Annotated in this window: 28 protein-coding genes; 11 read left to right on the top strand and 17 right to left on the bottom strand. The window is 42.6% G+C overall.

The annotated features are described in order from the left end of the window. Positions 1 to 16 precede the first annotated feature (16 nt). Entirely contained in the window at positions 17 to 583 is a 567-nt protein-coding gene (locus PHH40_01030) for a hypothetical protein (protein ID MDD2766333.1), read from the bottom strand. A gap of 158 nt (positions 584 to 741) precedes the next feature. Further along, positions 742 to 1,119 (bottom strand): (2Fe-2S) ferredoxin domain-containing protein, encoded by a 378-nt coding sequence (locus tag PHH40_01025; GenBank protein MDD2766332.1) that lies wholly within the window; start codon positions 1,117 to 1,119, stop codon positions 742 to 744. Between the two features lie 203 nt (positions 1,120 to 1,322). Between PHH40_01025 and PHH40_01020 the strand changes: the two genes are divergently transcribed. Together PHH40_01020 and PHH40_01015 are read left to right on the top strand one after the other, a co-directional pair. Beyond that, positions 1,323 to 1,676: a YggT family protein gene (locus PHH40_01020; protein MDD2766331.1), complete on the top strand. Its 354-nt coding sequence runs from the start codon at positions 1,323 to 1,325 to the stop codon at positions 1,674 to 1,676. 30 nt (positions 1,677 to 1,706) lie between these two features. Further along, a complete protein-coding gene (locus PHH40_01015; protein MDD2766330.1) occupies positions 1,707 to 1,952 on the top strand; it encodes a GlsB/YeaQ/YmgE family stress response membrane protein in 246 nt (81 codons plus the stop codon). Positions 1,953 to 2,138: 186 nt separating this feature from the next. Here PHH40_01015 and PHH40_01010 read toward each other — a convergent pair whose 3' ends face one another. The 6 genes from PHH40_01010 to PHH40_00985 form a co-directional block, all read right to left on the bottom strand. Continuing rightward, positions 2,139 to 3,194: a hypothetical protein gene (locus PHH40_01010; GenBank protein MDD2766329.1), complete on the bottom strand. Its 1,056-nt coding sequence runs from the start codon at positions 3,192 to 3,194 to the stop codon at positions 2,139 to 2,141. A 284-nt stretch (positions 3,195 to 3,478) separates the two neighbouring features. After that, positions 3,479 to 4,690: a sugar phosphate nucleotidyltransferase gene (locus PHH40_01005; protein MDD2766328.1), complete on the bottom strand. Its 1,212-nt coding sequence runs from the start codon at positions 4,688 to 4,690 to the stop codon at positions 3,479 to 3,481. Positions 4,691 to 4,821: 131 nt separating this feature from the next. Further along, positions 4,822 to 5,403, bottom strand: a complete 582-nt coding sequence (gene yihA / locus PHH40_01000) for a ribosome biogenesis GTP-binding protein YihA/YsxC (GenBank protein ID MDD2766327.1) — start codon at positions 5,401 to 5,403, stop codon at positions 4,822 to 4,824. A gap of 52 nt (positions 5,404 to 5,455) precedes the next feature. Continuing rightward, complete coding sequence (locus tag PHH40_00995; protein ID MDD2766326.1) at positions 5,456 to 5,689, bottom strand: hypothetical protein; 234 nt, start codon at positions 5,687 to 5,689, stop codon at positions 5,456 to 5,458. Between the two features lie 11 nt (positions 5,690 to 5,700). Next, positions 5,701 to 5,988: a DUF3467 domain-containing protein gene (locus PHH40_00990; protein ID MDD2766325.1), complete on the bottom strand. Its 288-nt coding sequence runs from the start codon at positions 5,986 to 5,988 to the stop codon at positions 5,701 to 5,703. A gap of 35 nt (positions 5,989 to 6,023) precedes the next feature. Beyond that, positions 6,024 to 6,965: a DUF1189 family protein gene (locus PHH40_00985; GenBank protein MDD2766324.1), complete on the bottom strand. Its 942-nt coding sequence runs from the start codon at positions 6,963 to 6,965 to the stop codon at positions 6,024 to 6,026. Positions 6,966 to 7,102: 137 nt separating this feature from the next. On the opposite strand from PHH40_00985, the gene PHH40_00980 reads away from it, so the two are divergent. The 4 genes from PHH40_00980 (at position 7,103) to PHH40_00965 (ending at position 8,852) form a co-directional block, all read left to right on the top strand. Beyond that, a complete protein-coding gene (locus PHH40_00980) occupies positions 7,103 to 7,387 on the top strand; it encodes a hypothetical protein (protein MDD2766323.1) in 285 nt (94 codons plus the stop codon). 146 nt (positions 7,388 to 7,533) lie between these two features. Beyond that, positions 7,534 to 7,869 (top strand): hypothetical protein, encoded by a 336-nt coding sequence (locus PHH40_00975; GenBank protein ID MDD2766322.1) that lies wholly within the window; start codon positions 7,534 to 7,536, stop codon positions 7,867 to 7,869. A 50-nt stretch (positions 7,870 to 7,919) separates the two neighbouring features. Next, the gene (locus PHH40_00970) at positions 7,920 to 8,366 is read left to right on the top strand and encodes a hypothetical protein (GenBank protein MDD2766321.1); all 447 of its coding nucleotides are present in this window, start codon (positions 7,920 to 7,922) and stop codon (positions 8,364 to 8,366) included. A 180-nt stretch (positions 8,367 to 8,546) separates the two neighbouring features. Next, entirely contained in the window at positions 8,547 to 8,852 is a 306-nt protein-coding gene (locus PHH40_00965; GenBank protein ID MDD2766320.1) for a hypothetical protein, read from the top strand. 84 nt (positions 8,853 to 8,936) lie between these two features. On the opposite strand, the gene PHH40_00960 is transcribed toward PHH40_00965, so the two are convergent. From PHH40_00960 to yidD, 7 genes are all read right to left on the bottom strand, one after another. Next, complete coding sequence (locus tag PHH40_00960; GenBank protein MDD2766319.1) at positions 8,937 to 9,752, bottom strand: sugar nucleotide-binding protein; 816 nt, start codon at positions 9,750 to 9,752, stop codon at positions 8,937 to 8,939. Positions 9,753 to 9,879: 127 nt separating this feature from the next. Then, positions 9,880 to 10,488 carry a methyltransferase domain-containing protein gene (locus tag PHH40_00955; GenBank protein ID MDD2766318.1) on the bottom strand — a complete coding sequence of 203 codons (609 nt, stop codon included), beginning with the start codon at positions 10,486 to 10,488 and terminating at the stop codon, positions 9,880 to 9,882. Between the two features lie 70 nt (positions 10,489 to 10,558). Then, complete coding sequence (dnaK, locus tag PHH40_00950; protein ID MDD2766317.1) at positions 10,559 to 12,499, bottom strand: molecular chaperone DnaK; 1,941 nt, start codon at positions 12,497 to 12,499, stop codon at positions 10,559 to 10,561. A gap of 126 nt (positions 12,500 to 12,625) precedes the next feature. Further along, positions 12,626 to 13,213: a nucleotide exchange factor GrpE gene (locus tag PHH40_00945; GenBank protein ID MDD2766316.1), complete on the bottom strand. Its 588-nt coding sequence runs from the start codon at positions 13,211 to 13,213 to the stop codon at positions 12,626 to 12,628. Positions 13,214 to 13,220: 7 nt separating this feature from the next. Further along, a complete protein-coding gene (locus tag PHH40_00940; GenBank protein ID MDD2766315.1) occupies positions 13,221 to 13,397 on the bottom strand; it encodes a hypothetical protein in 177 nt (58 codons plus the stop codon). An 11-nt stretch (positions 13,398 to 13,408) separates the two neighbouring features. Beyond that, complete coding sequence (locus tag PHH40_00935) at positions 13,409 to 14,203, bottom strand: hypothetical protein (GenBank protein MDD2766314.1); 795 nt, start codon at positions 14,201 to 14,203, stop codon at positions 13,409 to 13,411. A 468-nt stretch (positions 14,204 to 14,671) separates the two neighbouring features. Next, entirely contained in the window at positions 14,672 to 14,944 is a 273-nt protein-coding gene (yidD, locus tag PHH40_00930; GenBank protein MDD2766313.1) for a membrane protein insertion efficiency factor YidD, read from the bottom strand. Between the two features lie 148 nt (positions 14,945 to 15,092). Between yidD and PHH40_00925 the strand changes: the two genes are divergently transcribed. Together PHH40_00925 and cysS are read left to right on the top strand one after the other, a co-directional pair. Continuing rightward, positions 15,093 to 16,001 (top strand): magnesium transporter CorA family protein, encoded by a 909-nt coding sequence (locus PHH40_00925; protein ID MDD2766312.1) that lies wholly within the window; start codon positions 15,093 to 15,095, stop codon positions 15,999 to 16,001. Positions 16,002 to 16,078: 77 nt separating this feature from the next. Beyond that, a complete protein-coding gene (gene cysS / locus PHH40_00920; GenBank protein MDD2766311.1) occupies positions 16,079 to 17,491 on the top strand; it encodes a cysteine--tRNA ligase in 1,413 nt (470 codons plus the stop codon). A 41-nt stretch (positions 17,492 to 17,532) separates the two neighbouring features. Here cysS and PHH40_00915 read toward each other — a convergent pair whose 3' ends face one another. Next, complete coding sequence (locus PHH40_00915) at positions 17,533 to 17,730, bottom strand: hypothetical protein (protein ID MDD2766310.1); 198 nt, start codon at positions 17,728 to 17,730, stop codon at positions 17,533 to 17,535. A 138-nt stretch (positions 17,731 to 17,868) separates the two neighbouring features. Between PHH40_00915 and dnaB the strand changes: the two genes are divergently transcribed. The 3 genes from dnaB (at position 17,869) to PHH40_00900 (ending at position 20,156) form a co-directional block, all read left to right on the top strand. Next, entirely contained in the window at positions 17,869 to 19,230 is a 1,362-nt protein-coding gene (gene dnaB, locus PHH40_00910; GenBank protein MDD2766309.1) for a replicative DNA helicase, read from the top strand. A 96-nt stretch (positions 19,231 to 19,326) separates the two neighbouring features. Then, complete coding sequence (recR, locus tag PHH40_00905) at positions 19,327 to 19,923, top strand: recombination mediator RecR (GenBank protein MDD2766308.1); 597 nt, start codon at positions 19,327 to 19,329, stop codon at positions 19,921 to 19,923. Between the two features lie 80 nt (positions 19,924 to 20,003). Further along, positions 20,004 to 20,156, top strand: a complete 153-nt coding sequence (locus PHH40_00900; protein ID MDD2766307.1) for a hypothetical protein — start codon at positions 20,004 to 20,006, stop codon at positions 20,154 to 20,156. Positions 20,157 to 20,220: 64 nt separating this feature from the next. On the opposite strand, the gene rplU is transcribed toward PHH40_00900, so the two are convergent. Next, positions 20,221 to 20,529 (bottom strand): 50S ribosomal protein L21, encoded by a 309-nt coding sequence (gene rplU / locus PHH40_00895; protein ID MDD2766306.1) that lies wholly within the window; start codon positions 20,527 to 20,529, stop codon positions 20,221 to 20,223. Positions 20,530 to 20,613: the final 84 nt, after the last annotated feature.

Raw genomic sequence — 20,613 nt, 5'->3', positions numbered from 1 at the left:
TAAAAAAAATAGGGAATTATATCTCCAAATCCGAACAGACATCGCCCTGTCGTTCGTTACTTTCTGAATCTTCTTTTGTTTGGTTCATATTTTTCTCTTGCAAAAGGCCGATATCATAACGAACATCCTCTGAAATAACCAGGTAATCATCAAAGCCCATCGTCATACCGATATTCACAGCAAGAGATTTCACTCCTATTCCAAAAACAATAGCTACCAGAAAAAGTATCATAAACATTTTATGCGTATATTTTCCTCGCAGAATAACATTCTCATATATCGCGAAAGAAGTGTCTTTCATGCGATTCAATGTCTTGGTGAAAAAAACAGATATATTCCGATAAGTATCTCGTAAAGAAAATTGGCGGATGTATGTCCTTGATTTCGCAGAGGCAGAGTACAGGACAGTACGTATTTTCTGATAATAGATGTTCCAGAGAATTATCAGAAGTGACTTCTCATTTCGTTTCACGTTTCTTTGCATCATCGATTGGGTATGTTTCTTCGCTCGATCAAAAGTAGCGAGCATCCTCTCTTTATTCGCTTTGAGTACTGACTTGAAAAAAGCTTTGCTTCGTTTCATGACCTTGTCTTTACAAAAAAAGCTCGTTATTTATTGATATAACAAGCTATCACAAAGACCTTTTTTTTACAACCCTGCCCGTAATGCTACGCATAGCGTTGCAGGCGGGCCTGCCCGAAACACTTCATAGAACGATGTGGGCGGATTCTTATTTCACTCTAGAGTTTTTCGATATTTTCCAAGACATCGTCAAGTGTCTCAATGCTTTTTGATCCGAGTCCATCGGCCTTGCAGGATGGGTTCTCGAGTTCTCTTCTGACGAGCTCCACAGCTGAGAAAGGACGAACACCTTTGATAATATTGTCATTCAAAGAGATATTCGGACCGTCTTTGCAGAATCCGAAACATTCGTGGATAGGCAAAACAAGAGCTTCTTCTTTCGAGAGTCCTTCTTTGAGATTTTTATAGATATCTTCCGCTCCCTTTCGACAACATTTATCGTGCAGACAGACCTTGATCGTTGCTTGGCATTTCCCCTGTTTCTCCGGAAGGATATCTTTGATAGAGAGCGATGATTGTAATGTTGTTTCTTCCATAAGTGTGCATAGAGTATACCTGCAATTGGCAAGGAAATCAACAACAAGACACCTCTATCCTCTTGACTTTTTTCAAAAAACATTGGCTAATTTAAACTATAAGGAGTACAATAGAGATATGAAAGTTCTTCTTCATTATTCATGTAACCACGTGGTTACCTAGAAAGATAGAAAAAATGCCTTAATCCGTAACGAAAAATCTTATGGACGCAATGTCATCAGGCAGCACAAAACCACTCTATCGCGGAACACAGGTCATCTGGTATCTCCTCGGGCTTCTCGAAACGCTCCTCGCGTTTCGTCTCATCCTCAAGCTTTTCGGCGCCAATGCTGGAGCAGGATTCACAGATTTCATCTACACCGCCACTGGTATCTTCGTAGCACCGTTCACTTCTGTTTTCAGAATATCACGAGTGGAAGGGAGTATTTTTGAATGGACCACCATTCTCGCTATGTTCGTCTATTTTCTCTTTGCATGGGGTATTATCAAGCTCCTTGTCATGGGGAAGACAGTCTCTACTCCTGAAGCAGCCGTAAAACTTGATCGACAAGATTGATAACCTCTTAATTCATTAACATTAAATTCTATGAGTTTTCTTATTTGGATCATCTTTGGTGGTCTCGTCGGTTGGGTCGCATCACTTCTCATGCACACAGACAGTCAGCAAGGCATTCTCCTCAATATTATTGTAGGTATTGTCGGCGCTGTCGTCGGTGGTTGGATCATGACCTTTTTTGGTCAGGCCGGAGTGTCTGGGTTCGATCTCTACAGCTTCGTCGTCGCCCTTATCGGCGCTGTAGTGCTGATTTATATCGTGAAAGCTTTACGCTAAACGATATATTCGGACAACTGAAAAAGCTCTTCTTATTGGAGGAGCTTTTTTATTGCTTAAAAAATACGATTCTTCATTTCTCCTCTTTTTTATAAAAAAATCCCCCGCTTCCTGGTTCGGAAAACGGGGTGATTCTACTTTATTGATATGGCCTTACTGTATTCAGTAGTGACCAAAGCCACCTACTTATCGACAGACAGTACAAATGACGAATGAACGAAGATGGGAATTGTGACTCATTGTTTGTTCAAAAGAACGGCTATAAAGTCCAGCATACATCATTCGTGCAACGGCTGCCATGCAGTGTTGTTCTGTACCGTAATCAAGACTGTGTTTCAGCGAGACAGCGGTAAGCCAACAAGGCCGAAGATTCTTGACTCTCAAGAAATACTCCACTTCGATCATGTACCGATGATTCGACTCGAAAACGATTCTCGTAGCCGTCTGGCTCCGGATATATCCACGTCGCCAGGCCATGTCGTCTTTTGAGTTTTTCGCGGACTTGATTCTCATCAAAACGTCCATATCTCCGTACGATCCGATGACGACACCACCGTCATCATTATCAGAACTCGATATGAAATCTTCCGACAGGCTCTGGGTAAAAACTTCCGCGTCCACCCAATTGATCAGAGGCGCATGTACACGCCATTTCGCTATTTCGTCGGCCACATCAAAGATACCGCCATTGTTCCCATCTGGGGCATAGTTTGGAACAATAGAAAATCCATATTGCCGAACGAAATGTATGAGATTCATCACTCCATTTGTTCTTTCCATTATGTCGTCGAGGATACCGATTGCATCCTGATGATTTTCTCCTCGTGAGTCAGTTGGTAACATGGCAATACAGTCACCCAAACGCAAAAGTTTGAATGTGACATTGCTCATACCAGCCGAGATCATGACATGTTTTGTGGGATCGTCCAAATCTTTCAATGACTGTTCGAGTCCGTCAAGACCGAAAAAGCCATTCGGGCAGGCCGACTCATAGTGATTCGCTGTTTCCAGCGTTTTCAAGGCTCGTTCCAAAAGACGTTCTTCCTTGCCACTTTCTTTTTTAAGGAGGATATAGTTCTTGGAATACTCGCTCAGTATCGAGCGTAACAGAGGGATAGAAAGCTTCTTCCCCTCTCGTGTCTCATAAAACGCATCAGGGATCAGATAAGGGAAATCCATCAAAGTGACGGAGGTCTGGACATTCCCTTCGTGAAACAACTTGCCAATTTCAAAGGTTTTCATGATAAAAATACTCCGGTTGTAAAAGAACTGAAGGTGATCGCTCACCAGCCCGCCAGTCGCCCAGCAGGATAAAACAGGACGATCCCGCTCTACCACAAGAACCCTTTCATTTGGATCCCTAGGTAAGCATGATCAAACTTCCATAGAGTATATCCTCAAAGAATAAAAGAAGTCAATATAAAAAACCTAAGAAAAAGCATTCGGATCTCAAAAGTATTTCCTAATAAAAAAATCCCCCGCTTCCTGGTTCGGAAAACGGGGTGATTCTACTTTTTGATATGACCTTACTTGAAGACATATCCTTGAGGAACGATGACAATACCACTGTCATCAACGAAGAAGCCACGAGCTTTATCGTGTTCGGCATCAAAGCCGATTTTCGTTTTCGGTGGAATATGAACACCTTCGTCGATAATCACACGACTGAGTGAACATCCAGATCCAATTCGCACACCAGCACAGATCACTGACTGACATACTTTGGATCCATACACGCGGACATTGCGTCCGAGAATCGTCTCACAAAGGTAAGCATCTTCCACGATGCATCCACCACTCACAATGAAACGTTCACCGCTACCCAGCCGATGATGCGGTTTGACGAACTTGGCGCCCGGCAGGTTGTCCGCCGGCGTCCAAATAGGCCATTCTTCGTTGTAGAGGTTGATCTGTGGCTCGTACTGGACGAGGTCCATATTGGCCTCATGATACCCACTCACCGTACCAACGTCACGCCAGTAGTGTTCTTTCTGACCAGTGATATGGTTATCCCGATAGTCATAAGCGAACACTGCTTCTCTGGCACTCACCATCTGAGGGATGATGTCTTTGCCGAAGTCGTGATCACTTTCAGCATCATTCGCATCTTCACCAAGATAACTCGAGAGACGATGAAAATTCGCAAAGTAGTTCCCGAGGGAGATATAGCTCCACCCAGGCTTCCCAGGAATTTCTTTCGGGAACTTCGGCTTTTCTTCAAAACCAATGATTCGACTGTTTTCATCGACTTCGATCACGCCAAAGCGTTCTGATGCTTCGCCCGATGGCACAGACATCGCACAGACAGTAAACACTGATTCCCGTGCCTGATGGTACCGATACATCTGAGAGAGATTGATCGCGGTGATATGATCACCACTCATGATGCACACGGTATCGAAAGACCCATGCTCACGCACGGTGTCCAGATTCTGATACACCGCATCGGCCGTACCACGATACCATTCTTCACCAAACACCTGTTGAGGTGCGATGGTATAGACATTGAACCCCATTTTCGGGACTGAGCTCCAATTGTTGGACAGATAGTCCATCAGAAACTGACTCCGATATTGGACGAGTGCCCCAATAGTGTGGAACCCGCTGTTAAACAGATTCGACATCACGAAATCGACAATACGGTATTTCCCGCCAAACGGTACTGCGGGCTTGGCCCGAGTATCGGTAAGCGCGCCGAGACGAATGCCTCGACCGCCACAAAGCACAAAAGAATACACATTCTTCATCTCTTACTCCTACTAGTTGTGAAAAAACTGTTGACAATGTCAACACAATATTTTGACACAAAAATACCCATCAGTCAAGAGATGTTGATGGGTGAAAAAAGTGATACTCAATTGTGTGCTGTCTATTTCTTCTCTTTCGGAAAAAGAGTTTGGAGAAGCTCTATTCTCCCCTCACCTGTCTTGGCGGAATAGCGAATCACAGGGCAATCAGGGAAGGTCGTACGAATTTTCTGCAAACTCTTGGTCATATCGTTCCGACCACCCTTGTCACATTTATTCGCGATGATGATCACTCTTCTCCCATATTCTCGGAGGAGTTCAAAAGTTTTTTTATCGGAATCTTTGGCACCTATCTCCGCATCGACGATGAGTGCTGTCCAAAGAAAATTGACTTCATCAGTACTTGCATACCAGGAAAGATGTTTCTCAAGTTTCGCTCGTACGACTGCTGGACGATTAGCATACCCATAGCCAGGGAGATCGACCAAATACCATGCGTCATTCACGAGGTAGTAATTGATCTCTGTCGTCCGTCCTGCAGAAGAACTTGATCGTGCCATACCTTTCTGTTTTACGAGTGAATTGATCACGCTCGATTTTCCCACATTCGAACGCCCGAAAAAAGCCACAACAGGCAGTGATGGCTGTGGCAGTCCTTCGGAACCAATGACTCCTTTCACAAATTGTACCGAATGTATATCCATAGGTCGTATCGCACCTTATCCTACTTCAAAGAAAAAAACAAATGTTGTTTTCTTAAACATCTCCGTAGCGAGTTTCGATATCTTCGAGAAGCATGTCTATTTGTTCTATTGCGCGTTCATCTTTTGTTGACAATCTCGCTTCTTCGAGCATAATAATAGCTCTGTTTCGAGCATCCTCATCGTACAATCCATCGTCCAATAATTCCTGGACATGGATTATCGTCTCTTCTGCAATATCATTTTTTGCGTCTGACTCATCTCTTTCCTGCAAAAATCCTTCATACATATGTCTGTACGTTATGCTTGAAAACCAATAGTTTTTGATGAAGCATCCGAAGCTTCCACTGTTCCAAAACTCGTTTCGTATTTATTCAAATTGTCAGAAAGTACGGTAATAATTTGTTTCAAATGAGCAGGTGAAACAATGACTCGTGCATTGAGTGTCCCTGTCGGCGGAAACATGTTCATAAAATCCAGAACAAATTCTTGTTTGGTATGAAGCACCTGCATCGCATTCGCATACACCCCGCGCAATACTTCGTCCGTTGCCTTGATCTGAATTTGATTCTTCACTTGTTCTTTCATAAAGATAAAAAATAATTTGAATATTCCTGATTTTCTTATAATTCTTTATTTGATTCAATATTCAGATCCTTTTTTTCTTCGATGTTTTCAATTTTGATCACTCCTTCGTCTTCTTTGGGTGTGTCTGTTTTTTCTTCACTGATTGAAATGGTGCTTGTCGGGGTCAGATTTGCATACGCTACGATAGCGAGAATAATCGTAAATGCAAAAGGAAAACGAAGGGAGGAGAGAGAAGCAACTGTCAATGTATTGTAGAGAATTGGAAGCGTAATAAGATAGAGACCGATTTTGTATGACTGGCTGTACGAGAGATCGGCTTTACGTACCTTGGCAACAACCCAAATAATGACTGCGCCAAAGAGGAGGTATGTCAGATAACTGAACCAGAGAAAAGAGAAAATGAAAAACGGTACGAATATGAAGGAAGCAACCAACACTTTCTTCCCTATGTTCCAAGCGATATCTATCCACTCTCCTACTTTCTGTTCATTCACGACAACAGCTTCTTTTCCAAACATATCAAATTTCTGAATCTCAATCTTCTCTTTCTTTCGATCATAGACCCACACGGCGTCACCTCCGAGAATGGCGGATGTATTATAGAGATCGAAATCAGCTGGCGTCACTGTCCCCTGAGTATTGATAACAAGCAGATTGTCAGAATTTTGTATACCAAACGATGCTGGTACCGGGATCACATACGGTTCTGCGACATTGGAAGTCGCTTGACCATTCTCGAAACGGAGCACGAGTTCATCAGGATAGAGAGACAGTGCTTGAGCGCGAACATCCCCCATTTCTCTCATTTGTGACAAAGAAACAAAAAGGAAAGAAAAGAAAAATATTGCAGTAATACAAGCGATACACACTATAAACAGTGTATACTGCTTCAATGCTCCGCTAAAATGAGTATCTTTTGCTTTCATATAAAAATCTCTATCAAAAATACTCTGTCGGAGTATCCGTAAAAATTCCATAAATTTTCGAAATAAATAATTAAAAAATCCTACTCTCAGTATAAAGTATATCAGCCAATATGCAAAGATTTCTCTTGACAAAATGAGTAAAAAATTCTACAACGGATATATTCTTTCACAATCCAACAGGAGAAAAAATGTTAAATGCAACTGAAATCACCGATATCTCGAGCCTGATTACTGAAGAGGCTGGACTTCTTCACGCTCATGATCCAAAACACGAGCTTCTGAAATACCTGCTCAGCGCCCAGAATGATAGTCTCTGGAACGAATTCCTCTCACGTTTCGGCAAAACGTCGATTACCGACAACGGCATCGCACTTGAAGCGTACAACGAGTACTATTTCGCTCTTCATCGCGCTGTTCAGTCGCTCGAAACATCAGAAAAGATACTGGTGCACGACGACGTCGACTCATACTGAAGAACCCATTCGTTCTCTCCTCCTCTACCAGAAAGCCCACACGATAGCATTCGCTCGGGCTTTTTTCTTTTCCAATGTATTTTTTGTACTTGACAAAAACACAAAAAAGTGCTATAAATAAGTTTCTTTAACAACAGGAGTATGACATGCATGATCCACAAATTATTGTGACCAAAAATCTGGCTTTTGATGAAGCGAAAAAGCTCGTTTTGAAAGATCCAGGTAGCGAGTTTCTGAAATACGCCGAATCTTCTCACCAGATGCACTGGGAGGAATTCCTTCGTCGTTTCGGTGGTTCCAGCGTGAATCATCAGGAGCGCGTGGCTCAGGCGTACAACAAGTACTACCTGGTGCTGAAGAAAGAAAATCAGCGCCTACGGGATGAGGAAGACGCTTCAGTCCCTTTTGAAACGAAGCCTGTTTCTGGTGATCGTACTAACCACCAAAAAATAGAGTTTCACAACTGCCTCAGTTACTACTGAAATTGCTACAGGAGGGATATCTGGTGAAAAATCCAACAAACTTTTCACGTATGCCAAGAAAGGCGTGTGGTCCGCATAGTGCCCGATGGGCGATCAACGCCATCGGTCTTACGTATAAGGAAGATGACGGATTGGAGCACAAATCAGTATCTCCATCTTCGATGCTCAAAATTTTCGTAGCTCACGGTTTTTCTCCCCGTTTCATACAAATGTACGGGGACAAGGTTCAGCTATTGCGCGGAGTCAATCTTCTCTTGAAAACCCATAGACCAGTAGTGCTCTTTGTGAGAGGTCGACTCTTCCCACATTGGGTAGTACTGTGTGGCCGAAACAAGGATATGTATTGTCTCTATGATCCGAGTGTGCTCGCTGATTCAGATACGACACTTCCTGTCGGCAATCGGGCGGTGAGTGGCGAGAAATTGCTTCAGATATGGTCTCTCAAACCATGGAGTTATCTCATTCCTTCGTGGCAATACATTGCCATAACAGTGTAACACCAGTCGCCACCACACAAATGAGCCACTGCTCCCCTCTACAAAAAAAGCCCACACGATAACATTCGTCTGGGCTTTTTCTTTCCTTTCAATGCAATATACGAAGAAGATCACTGATTCTTGACCAAAAATTCTATATCTTATACTCTTTGAGTATCTTTAACAACTGAGGTAAACATCATGGCGAGTCAACTGCCGTTAGAAGACTTGATTGCTCGAGTAAAAGCTTTCACTGAAAACCCTGAGAAGAAAGCATTCATTGCAAGATATTTACTCGAAAGATCCGGGAAAGACGGGAAATGCATAAAGGAAGGATGCAATGGACATATCGTCAAACGGATTCGTGGAGCAACATCCTTTGACTACATTTATAGCGTCCCATACTGCGAAACATGTCGCCAGGAATATCTCTTTGCGCCGAGTAACATTCCTATCGTTGGGCAAAAGAGCTTCAATGAATTGATGAATACGTCCTATGGAATATGACTCTCCCTTGATATGCAGAAAGCCCGCACGATAACATTCGTCGGGCTTTTTTCTTTTTGTCGATATATTTCAAAATTTGAAATTTTATACCTGCAATTCATCCTGTATGCTTTTTGGTTTTATGTGTGTCAATTGCTCCATCAAATCATAACGAAGCGAAGTGTCTGGAAGAAGTCCAACTGGTCTGGGTATCGGCATAGGTTCACCTATGAGAGTGCTTGTTGATATACCGAGCGATTTCATACCATTTTTCGTGAAATCATACACGCTCATCCTTTCTCCAGAAATATGTACAATTCCAATATAGCCAGAAGATATCAATACATCGATGACCTGAGCAGCCTCAGCATAACTGAGTGGCGACTTATACATATCAGTAAATCGAGATACGGTTTCACCTCTCTCGAGCAGTTCTTTTGCTGTTTTGAGTCGATTATCAAGAACGTTATTCACGAAACCATACATATAACTGGGACGGACGATACAATAATCTTTTGAATACTTTCGTACCGCTTCTTCACAAATGCGCAGATTCTTTCCATACAAAGTGACTGGGTGAGGGATATCATTCTCTGTATATTCCCCACGTTCTCCATCAAAAATACCATCACTCGATATATAGATGATTCTCGAATGATGGAAGAACTGCACGAAACGCTCCATCGATTTCTGAAGCAGTGCTGAGTCATCAGTGAATTCAACCATAGCGGTCATAATAACCACATCTCCTTTGTTCTCTGAAAATACTTTCTCTGGATCATCATTCAAAAAATCATACTCGAGAGAAGTATCAAATTTCTTGTGCGTATGATATGTCGTGACAATATCAATATCTTGTTTCTTCAGAACTTGATAGATAGCCTCTCCGAGAAATCCAGTCCCAATAATAGTTACTTTCATAATAAATAATTTGATCAAATATATTCTTCGAAAATACTTAGAAACCTTGCTTCCAAATAGAAGTTATTGATATTTTTAATGAAAAATCCAACAGAGAAATTCACTCTGATCTGTAAGGATTTTATAGCTACCTCTTCCTAAAGATTCTCATGCCACGATCACCTTTTTCTCCAAATTTATTCTCTATCTTTGAAACAAAATCAACAGAAATATTGAGATCATTCGTAGCATCGACGGAAACTTCATCAAATCGATCATTAAAAAGTTTTTCATCGAAAATCTGATCTGACACTTTGGGACTCAGGGTATCGTGGATAAAAAGATATCCGCCTGGTACAAGCACTCTGTATATTTCATCTCTATATTTCTTTACTTTTTCAGTATCTATCTGACTCCCATCGTTCGTACTCATATCAGAGAAGGAGCTAAAGAAATTTCGACAAATGATTCTCTTTACAGAATTATCAGAAAATGGCATCGAGATATTGTCAAAAGCAACGTACATTTCTTTTGAAGGAGTCTTTCCTTCACGGACAGCTTCTCGAGATAAAGCGGTTTTTTCATCAACGAGGTCTCTCTGTGAGATATCGGAAATGACGACAGCATCACCCCAGTTTATTTCTTTTCCCTCCAAAGTAGCTACCCTATCCATTTCATGTATCAAAGAAATATTCCCAGAAGCGATCTCGAGTGTATCAATAATCTTCGGTCTCTCTTGTTCAAAAAATTTTTCCATAGAATTTTCAATGCGTATTTACCATAAAAGCGGGACATTCTGTCCCGCTTTTATTATACTACATTTTTCCTTACTTCTTTTCTTCTTCAGGCTTGGTTTCTTCTGAAACAGGTTCGGTCTCGGCTTCTTTTGGAGCTTCGGTCGTACCAGTAGCGCCTTCAGCACCTGGCTGTGCGCCTGTAGCACTCGCCTTAGCTGCTTCAGCCTCTTGTGCGGCCTTGTAGAGTTTCTCACCAATCTTTTGAGCTGACTGAGAAAGTGTTTCAGTTGCTTTCTTGATGGCTTCGAGGTCATCACCGTTCTTCACTTTGTTGAGTTCAGTGATGGCTTCTTCAACTGGTTTCTTCTCTTCAGCGGTGAGTTTGTCCCCTGCATCTTTCATCGACTTTTCAGTCGTGTAAGAAAGACTGTCTGCCATATTGCGTGCCTCGATGAGTTCTTTCTTTCGTTTGTCTTCATCGGCATGCATCTCAGCATCTTTCTTCATACGTTCGATTTCATCTTTGGAAAGTCCTGTCGATGATTCGATACGGATATTCTGACTCTTGCCCGTCGCCTTGTCCTTGGCAGATACCGTGAGAATACCAGAGGCATCGATATCAAAAGTCACTTCGATCTGTGGGATACCACGTGGTGCCGGCATAATACCATCGAGAATAAACTGTCCGAGTGATTTGTTATCTCCGGCCATTTCACGCTCCCCTTGGAGGACATGAATCTGGACAGATGGCTGATTGTCAGCAGCGGTCGAGAACACTTGTGATCGAGAAACTGGAACGGTCGTATTGCGATCAATAAGTGGCGTACGGACACCTCCCATTGTTTCAATACCGAATGTCAGTGGAGTGACATCGAGGAGAAGCACGTCTTTCACTGATCCTTCGAGCACACCTCCCTGGATAGCAGCACCGAGTGCTACTACTTCATCAGGGTTCACCGTAATGTTTGGTTTCTTACCGAAGAATTTCTCTACTTCAGCGAGGACGAGTGGCATACGAGTCATACCACCAACAAGCACGACCTCACTGATGTCTTTCACATCAAGTTTTGCATCAGCGAGAGCTTTCTTGACTGGTTCGAATGATGCGGTCACAAGATCGCCGACGAGTTCTTCGAGCTTGGATCGAGAAAGCTTGATGAGCATGTGTTTTGGTCCAGACGCATCAGCCGTGATGAACGGTTGATTGATTTCTGTTTCGTTGGCAGTTGAGAGCTCAATCTTGGCCTTCTCAGCAGCTTCTTTGATACGCTGGAGTGAGAGAGGATCTTTGGAAAGATCGATGCCTTCTTGTTTCTTGAATTCATCCAAAATCCAGTGGATGATGCGTTGATCAAAATCATCACCTCCGAGGTGTGTATCACCATTCGTTGATTTCACTTCGACAGTATCTTCTGCAACTTCGAGAATGGAAATATCGAATGTTCCACCACCAAGGTCATAGACAGCGATTTTCTCATCTTTCTTTTTATTGAATCCGTAGGCGAGAGCGGCTGCTGTTGGTTCGTTGATAATACGACGAACATTGAATCCAGCGATTTCTCCAGCTTCTTTGGTCGCTTTGCGTTGAGAATCATCGAAGTACGCAGGCACTGTGATGACTGCATCGGTAATTTTCTCACCAAGTTTTTCTTCGGCATCAGCCTTGAGCTTGGAGAGGATCATTGCACTCACTTCTTGTGGCGTGTATTCTTTGCCACTCATCACAATTTTCACACCTTCACCTGACTGAATGACTTTGTACGGAAGCGTTTTCATATCACGCTTCACTTCGTCATCGTTGAAATGTCGTCCGATGAGACGCTTCACTGAGTAGAGTGTATTTTCCGGATTGGTCACTCCCTGACGCTTGGCGAGGAGTCCGACGAGGCGTTCTCCTGTCTTTGATACGGCTACCATCGATGGTGTCGTACGATTCCCTTCTTTATTTTCGATGATCGACGGAGTACCACCTTCGACAAATGCCATTGCTGAATTGGTTGTTCCGAGATCGATACCTAATATCTTGCTCATAATATTAATGTTAATTTGTTACAATATATTTACTTAATTAATTTAACTGGTCGTATACCGTATCACGTATTCTGTATCATGTATTTCCATACAGTATACGTTATACTTAATACATAATACATCTTCTTATTTAACGATTACCTTCGCTGGCCTCACGACTCTTTCTCCAAACTTGTATCCTTTCTGAATAACTTTGGCTACCGTGTGCTGTTCATCATTCTTCTTTGCCTCATCGCTTTCTACATTTTCTTCAGTATTTTTTTCTGTATCAATCGCTTCGTGGATACTCGGATCAAATACATCTCCTTCTTTCGTTTCCATCACTTGCATTCCATTATCGGTCAGTACTGTTTCGAGTTGTTTCTCGATATATTGGATACCGACGACCCACGGACTACTCGACTGTTCAGGTGGTACATGAGATGTCGCAGAACGGAAATTATCGAGAACAGGGACAATATCGAGTACCAGTTTTTCTATGAGCATCCCGCGCAACTCCTTCTGTGATTCTACCTGTCGTTTCTTGTAGTTTTCGAAGTCTGCTTGCGTTCTTTTCAGGTCTTCGAGGTATTCCTCTGCCTTCACTTGCCATTCTGATTTCTCTTCCATTTCTTCAGTGATCTCTGTTGGTTCTTGATCCTTGTTTATTTCTTCCTGTTCTCTTGTCACGTCGCTCGCGAGCGATGGTGATGAATTCTTTTTTTTATTCGTCATATTTTTATTACGATGAACGGGTTAGTCTATTTTTTGCGAGTTCGAATTGTTCTTGTTTTTCTGCTTCTGAGAGTTCCTTATTCTTTCTCTCTTCTTCTTTTTCTCTTGTCACGTCGCTCGCTTGCCACGTCGTTCGCGAAACGACGGTGGCGAGCGACGGTGATGAATTCTTTTCCATCGTCATATTTGTTTCGTTTATGAGAGAGAAATAAAGACGATGACGACGAGCGAGGAAGACAACAATTTTTTCATATATTCGATGAGGGATTTATTCTTCGCATAATCCATTCGTTTCGGACCGATGATAGCGAGCATTCCTCGTTCCCCTTCTTTGTTCTGATACGGGGCGACGACCATCGAACAGTTGTCTATACCACGAATCGGATTTTCATTGCCGATAAATATCTGTGTCTCTCCGTCTTTCAGTTTGAGCATAATGCCATCGAGTTTCTCGTCGAGCGAATCGAGTGTTTCTACGAGACGACAGAGTTCATCGATTTCTTTGAATTCCGGTTTCTCGATCATCTCCTTCATCCCGAAATCATAGAATTCATCCCCTCCCACATCCTCTCCCGTTTCAGCGGAATCAGAAGTGTGGCGGGCAGGCTTTTTCCACACACCCGAAACGGCGAGATTGCCAGAGAGTGCCGAAAGAAGTTTGGCTGTCGTACGACCGAGACGAAGATGTTTGGCCTTGAGCATGAGGAGTTCTGTTTGTAACCGTTCTTGATCTTTATGTGAGAGCGTTTTTTCCCCCATCATCTCTTCGACATATTTCCGATACCCTACATCGGTCGGGATACGTCCAGCAGAGACATGTGGTTGATAGAGATATCCTTCTTCCTCGAGGATTACCATATCACTTCGCAGTGTCGCAGAGCTCACACCAAAATCATATTCTTCAAGGAGAGCTTGCGATCCTACTGGCAATGCTGTCCTCGTATAGATATCGACGATAGCTGAGAGAATTTTTTCTTGACGATTGTTCATTTCAGAAAAAGATAAGTGATAATTGATAAGAGATAAATAACTCTTATATACATTATAAATACGAATTGGCACTCTGTCAAGTAGAGTGCCAATTCAAAAAAGACAATGAAAAAGGAGGCTTATTTCAGACCTCCTATTCTTGTGTGGCAATACCACAAGCGTTCACCTGAACGCGCTTTATAAATTCTTCATTGACACTGATTGCGACAATTCTGTTCACAGACACGATTCCCTTTGCAGAAGTGATCACGTCTCGCCCAAAGGACGGGAATAGTCCGGTTTTTTCCCTCTTCAGGATTCAAACCGAGAGTCGATAAAAAGATGTGACACACGATGTGTGTCGATGGCTTGGATGGAACAACCTTTAGCTGTTTCCCATCAGGCTTTTTCTTAGCTGTCATTTTTCAATCTCCTTTTCCGTTGTTAAACAAACTACCCTTACTCACTCTCTTCTATAGGACAAGAACATCACGCCTTTGGCACGACTTCAGTCGCTTGTGACGACTTCTTTCTCACAGGGTCATATCCTCCATCGTTCCACGGATGACAACGAAGGATACGTTTCAGTCCCATAAAACCTCCACGCGGAACACCATATCGTTCTATGGCTTCGTACGTATAAGCACTACACGTCGGATAAAATCGACAAAACCGTTCACCAAATACCCTCCCCATAAACCCATGTTCGAGCGAAAGGGTTTTCTGATAGAGTCGAATCGATGCTAGTAATATTTTTTTTATCATATCGACAGCATAGTATCAGGAGAACAACTTTGTCAATTTTCTTTTTGCTTGGTATACTGAGGGAAAGAAAATAAATAGAAACATCCTATTGCTCATCATTGTCGTTCGCGAAACGATATGACAAGCAAGCGACGATGACAAAAAAATGAAAACTCTCAAATACAAAGAAATAACCTGGATAGATTTCGAAGATCCAGGAACGGATGATATCACTTACTTGCAAGAAAATTTCAACATTCATCCCCTTGCAATAGAAGAACTCATCACACCAACCTATCAACCAAAAGTCGTCCAATATGACAGTTGTCTCTTTTTGTCTATTCATATTCCTCTCTTCGACGTAGAACATCGGACCACATATCCAGGAGAACTCGATATTATCCTTACCGAACATCACCTCATCACCAGTCACAAACAAAGCATCTATCAAATCAACAAATTTTTCGAAGACCTCGAACAACATGAGGGGAAGAAACGAATCTCTCTCGGAAAAACCCCTACCTATCTTCTTCATAATCTCATAGAGATCTTGCTCGATTCCTGTTTTCCTCGACTCAATCATATCGGGAAAAAACTCGATTCTGTCGAAACACAGGTTTTTGCGGGTCAAGAAAAAGAAATGGTATTTGAAATTTCTGTCCTCAAACGAGATATTCTCAATTTTCGTCGAACACTCAAACCACAACGCTCTATTCTCGAATCAATGATTCAGAAAAATCATCCTTTCATACCGACTGAGATAAAAATTTATTTCCAAGATCTCATCGGTACGAACATCCGTCTCTGGAACATTCTCGAAAGTCAGAAAGAAACTATCGAGGCACTCGAAGCAACCAATAATTCTCTTCTGTCCAACAAGCTCGATCTAACGATGAAAGTGCTCACTATTTTTTCTGCTGTTCTTCTGCCGATGAGCGTCTATTCCAATATGCTCGCGATGAGTGCGCAAATCCCATTCGGACACAGTCCTTTTGCCTTTTGGATTCATTCAGGATTTATGGCACTCCTCTCTGTCATCACTATCGCCATTTTCAAATTCAAAAAATGGCTCTAAAGTAAAAAACAGCTCATTTGTCTCGGAGTTTGTTTTTGTGTTATTGTGGAATGGCTTTTTGTTGATAATCTATCGCTATGCGTTTCTACAATACTCTCACAAAATCCAAAGAAGAATTCGAACCTCTCAATCCCGGAAAGGTCGGGATGTACATCTGTGGACCAACCGTCTACGGATATATTCATATTGGCAATATTCGTGCTTATACGTTCTCAGATACTCTGCGTCGTGTGCTCGAAGATGCGGGCTATGAAGTACGAATGATCAAAAACATCACCGACGTCGGACACCTCACTTCCGATGATGTCGCTCAGGGTGACAGTGGTGAAGACAAAATCGAGAAGAAAGCTCGCGCAGAAAAGAAAACACCTGGAGAAATAGCTCTTTTCTACGAAGCATATTTTCACCAAACAGAAGATGTAATGAATATCCTCCCTGCTCACTATTTTCCTCGAGCGACAGCTCATGTAAAGCAGATGGTTCACCTCATCGAAGAACTCATAAAAAAAGGTCATGCCTATGAAAAAAATGGTAATGTTTTTCTCGATGTGACGACATTCCCTGATTACGGTAAATTGTCTGGTAACACACTGGTCAATCTGAAAGTCGGCGCACGTCTCGAAGAACATCCTGACAAGAAAAATCCATGGGATTTCGCTCTCTGGCTCAAAGCACCAGAGGGACATCTCATGCACTGGACCTCTCCTTGGAGTGAAGGGTATCCTGGATGGCACATCGAGTGTAGTGCGATGAGCATGGAATATCTCGGTAATACAATCGATATTCACACTGGCGGAGAAGACAATATCTTCCCTCATCACGAAGCAGAAATCGTCCAATCAGAAGGTGTGACCGAACAACCTTTCGTACGATACTGGATGCACACGCGTCACATACTCGTAAGTGGCGAGAAAATGTCCAAATCCAAGGGTAATTTCTACACGCTCGAAGATGTCGTTGAAAAAGGATTTTCTCCGATGGATTTTCGCATTCTTCTTCTCAGTGCTCATTATCGCAGTCAGATGAACTTCACCTGGGAATCCCTCGAACAAGCCAAGAAAAATAGAGAAACGCTCTTCACGACATTTGATCGTCTCTCTGCTCTTCCAAAAGAAAAAAATATCGACACAGCATTTGATGGACAAGACCTGATCGAACGCATACGTTTTTCCATGCAAGATGATCTCAATTCTCCAGAAGCACTCTCTCTCGCACTCGAACTCACCAAACAAATAAATACGATTCTGGATCGGAATGAACCTGTAAATCAGTCTGCGCTTCTACTCGTTTTTGAAAAAATATTTTTCTTTTTCGGCCTGAAACAGGAAATAACCGTTATACCAGAAGAAGTCACTATTCTTGCCGAGGCACGCAAGCACGCACGAAAAGAGAAAAACTTTGCTGAATCCGATCGTCTCCGTGATACCATCCTCGCTCACGGATACAAAATAGAAGATATCGCTGATAACTACCAGATCAAAAAAATCTAAAAAATGAAAAGGGGTAGTCGTATATTCACACGACCACCCCTTTATTCTGCTTCACACACTTTTTTCTTCTCCTTTTCCTTTGTTTCAAAAAAAATTTCTAGTGATATGGTATCACCTGACAAAATAGTCAATCGACTATTTGTGATTTCTTTCTCATATCCTTCTGTCTCCTTTTCCATCCAACGAGCGAATTCAAATTGGACAGAAGTCACCGTTCCCTTCAGCGTTATACTACTCATTGAAACCTCCTAAAGAACAATACAAACACCATTTCATCACACTTTACATATATACTAAAATATCACTTTCGTCAAGTTGAATTCTCTCTAATACTCGAGTATACTAAAACAACTGCTCTAAATACATACTTCACTTTCATGGCAAAAACGACCGAACATCTCCGAGTTCCCCCTCACAACCTCGAAGCTGAGACATCTGTCCTCGGTTCTCTTATGCTCGACAAAGATGCTGTGATCAAAATCGCAGACCTTCTCAAGGTCGGAGATTTCTACAAGGACGCTCACAATCTCATCTACGAGACTATGCTCACTCTCTACGAAGAACGTGAGCCGATTGATGTTCTCTCTCTTGCCAACAAACTCGAAGAAAAAAGCAAACTCGAAGAAATTGGTGGATCGAACTATCTCGCCAGTCTCGTCAATTCTGTTCCTTCGTCTTCAAATGTCGTTCATTATGCCAAAGTAGTGCAGAAAAAGGTTCTCCTTCGTAGACTCATCAGTTCGGCAAACGACATCGTGGAACTCGGTTATGATGAATCAGAAGATATTCAGAAACTCCTCGATCAAGCTGAACAAAAAATATTTGCCATCTCTCAGAATTATATCAAGCAGGATTTCATACCAATCAAATCCATTCTTGAAGTAGCTTTCAATCGTATCGATGAACTCCATAAAAGCGACAATACCTTTCGTGGCGTACAGACACATTTCCCTGATCTCGATAATATTTTGGCAGGACTCCAGAAATCCGATCTCATCATTCTCGCCGCCCGTCCATCTGTCGGAAAAACATCTCTCGCGCTCGATATCGCCCGTCAAGTCGGTATTCACTCCAAAGTTCCTGTCGGTATATTCTCTCTTGAAATGGGTTCTGACCAGCTCGTCGATCGTATGATCGCTTCACAGGCCGGTGTCGATCTCTGGAAACTCCGTACGGGCAAGCTCTCAAGCGAAGGTCCTGACAATGATTTCGAGCGTATCTCGGATGCTATGGGAGTGCTTTCTGAAGCCTCTATTTTCATCGATGACTCTGGATCACTCAACATTATGGAAATGAGAACAATGGCCAGACGCCTCCAAGCAGAACACAATCTCGGACTCATCATCATCGACTACCTCCAGCTGATGGAAGGACGAAGTAGCAAAGGCGACAATCGTGTCCAAGAAATCTCAGAAATATCTCGCGGACTCAAGCAACTCGCACGCGAACTCAATATTCCGGTCATCGCTCTCTCACAGCTGTCTCGTGCGGTCGAATCCCGTCCTGATCAGATACCAAAACTGTCTGACTTGCGTGAGTCTGGTTCTATCGAACAGGATGCTGACGTCGTACTTTTCCTCTATCGTGAAGACCGCGTGAAACCAGATACACCAAACAAAAATATTGCTGATATCATCATCGCCAAACACCGTAATGGACCAGTCGGTAAAGTGCAACTTTTCTTCGATGACAATTCTGCTGCGTTCCGATCACTCGAGAAACTACACGATGATAGATAAATGATGAGGGATAATTGATAAGTGATGTCAAATTCTTATTTTCCCCTTTTCTTTTTTATCTTACATCCATTATCTCTTATCTAGCATCTTGTTTTTATGCATTATCCAAAAGTTTTTCAGTCACTCATCGCACACTTCTCTTCCCTTCCTTCCGTGGGACCGAAAATGGCCGAACGTATCGTACTCTATCTGTTCAAACAGGATGAGGAACGGCTGCAGGGTTTTGCAGAGAGTCTCGAAGCACTCCATCATCTGAAAAGTTGTACTCGTTGTTTTCATATCGCCGAAAGCGATCTCTGTATGATCTGTGCTGATACCAAGCGTATCTCAGATGTTCTCTGTCTCGTGGAAGAACCACTCGATGTCATCGCCATCGAACGTACCGGCACCTACAACGGTCTTTATCACGTACTCGGTGGACTTATCGAAAGCGGGAAGAATGATAACAGCAACAACCTCCGTATCAGCGAACTCCTCCATCGTGTCGCAGACGAACACATCACAGAAGTGATCCTTGCTACCAATCCTACCACCGAAGGCGATATGACTGCTCTCTACCTCAAGAAGAAGCTCGAGCCCCTCCATATCAAAGTGACCCGTATCGCTCGTGGTATGGCGACCGGTGGCGATATCGAATATGCCGATGAAATGACCCTTACTGCCTCCTTGACAAATCGCAAGGAACTGGTATAATATCATTGTGAGTAGGAGCACTTTCAAAACGAGTAATATCACCCGTTTTTCTTTTTTTCAACCAACCGAGGAGCAAGAAAATGACAGCTTTTGTGCCGTTTGAACCAGGCATGGAGGGGCACTTTGTCCCCTACGAAGCCGTGGAAGAAGGTCTGGTTGTCATCAGTGATGATGACCAGCAACAACAGCCTACACAAGGTGATTCTTCACAGGAACAAAAAAATAGTGAGTGAAAACTCAAAAAAAAGCCCGTCAGGTAACATCCAGACGGGCTTTGAAATTTTATAGGAGAAACTTTTATGCAGTAATCTTGGTAATTTCTACTTCGGTATATGGTTGACGATGACCAAAACGTACGAGATAACGCTTCTTGGCCTTGTGTTTGATACCTTTTACTTTGTCATGACGATCTTGATCGATCACTTTTCCTTCGACAACAGCCTTTTCCAAAACTGGAGTACCAACCTGTACGGACTTCTCATCACCAACAAACAATACTTCAAAAGCAATCGTATCACCGATTTCTTTTTCCAATTTTTCAATTTTCACTTTCTGTCCTTCGGAAACTTTGTACTGCTTTCCGCCAGTTCTGATAATCGCGAGCATATGCCAAAAATAAATACTATTAACAAGCCATTTGTTTACTTGTCCACTATACGCTATTCCTCGAAAACTGTCAACCAGCATTGG

Source organism: Candidatus Moraniibacteriota bacterium (assembly GCA_028688415.1).
Classification (GTDB): Bacteria; Patescibacteriota; Minisyncoccia; order Moranbacterales; family UBA1568; genus UBA1568.
This window is presented reverse-complemented; position numbering and strand designations above follow the sequence as displayed.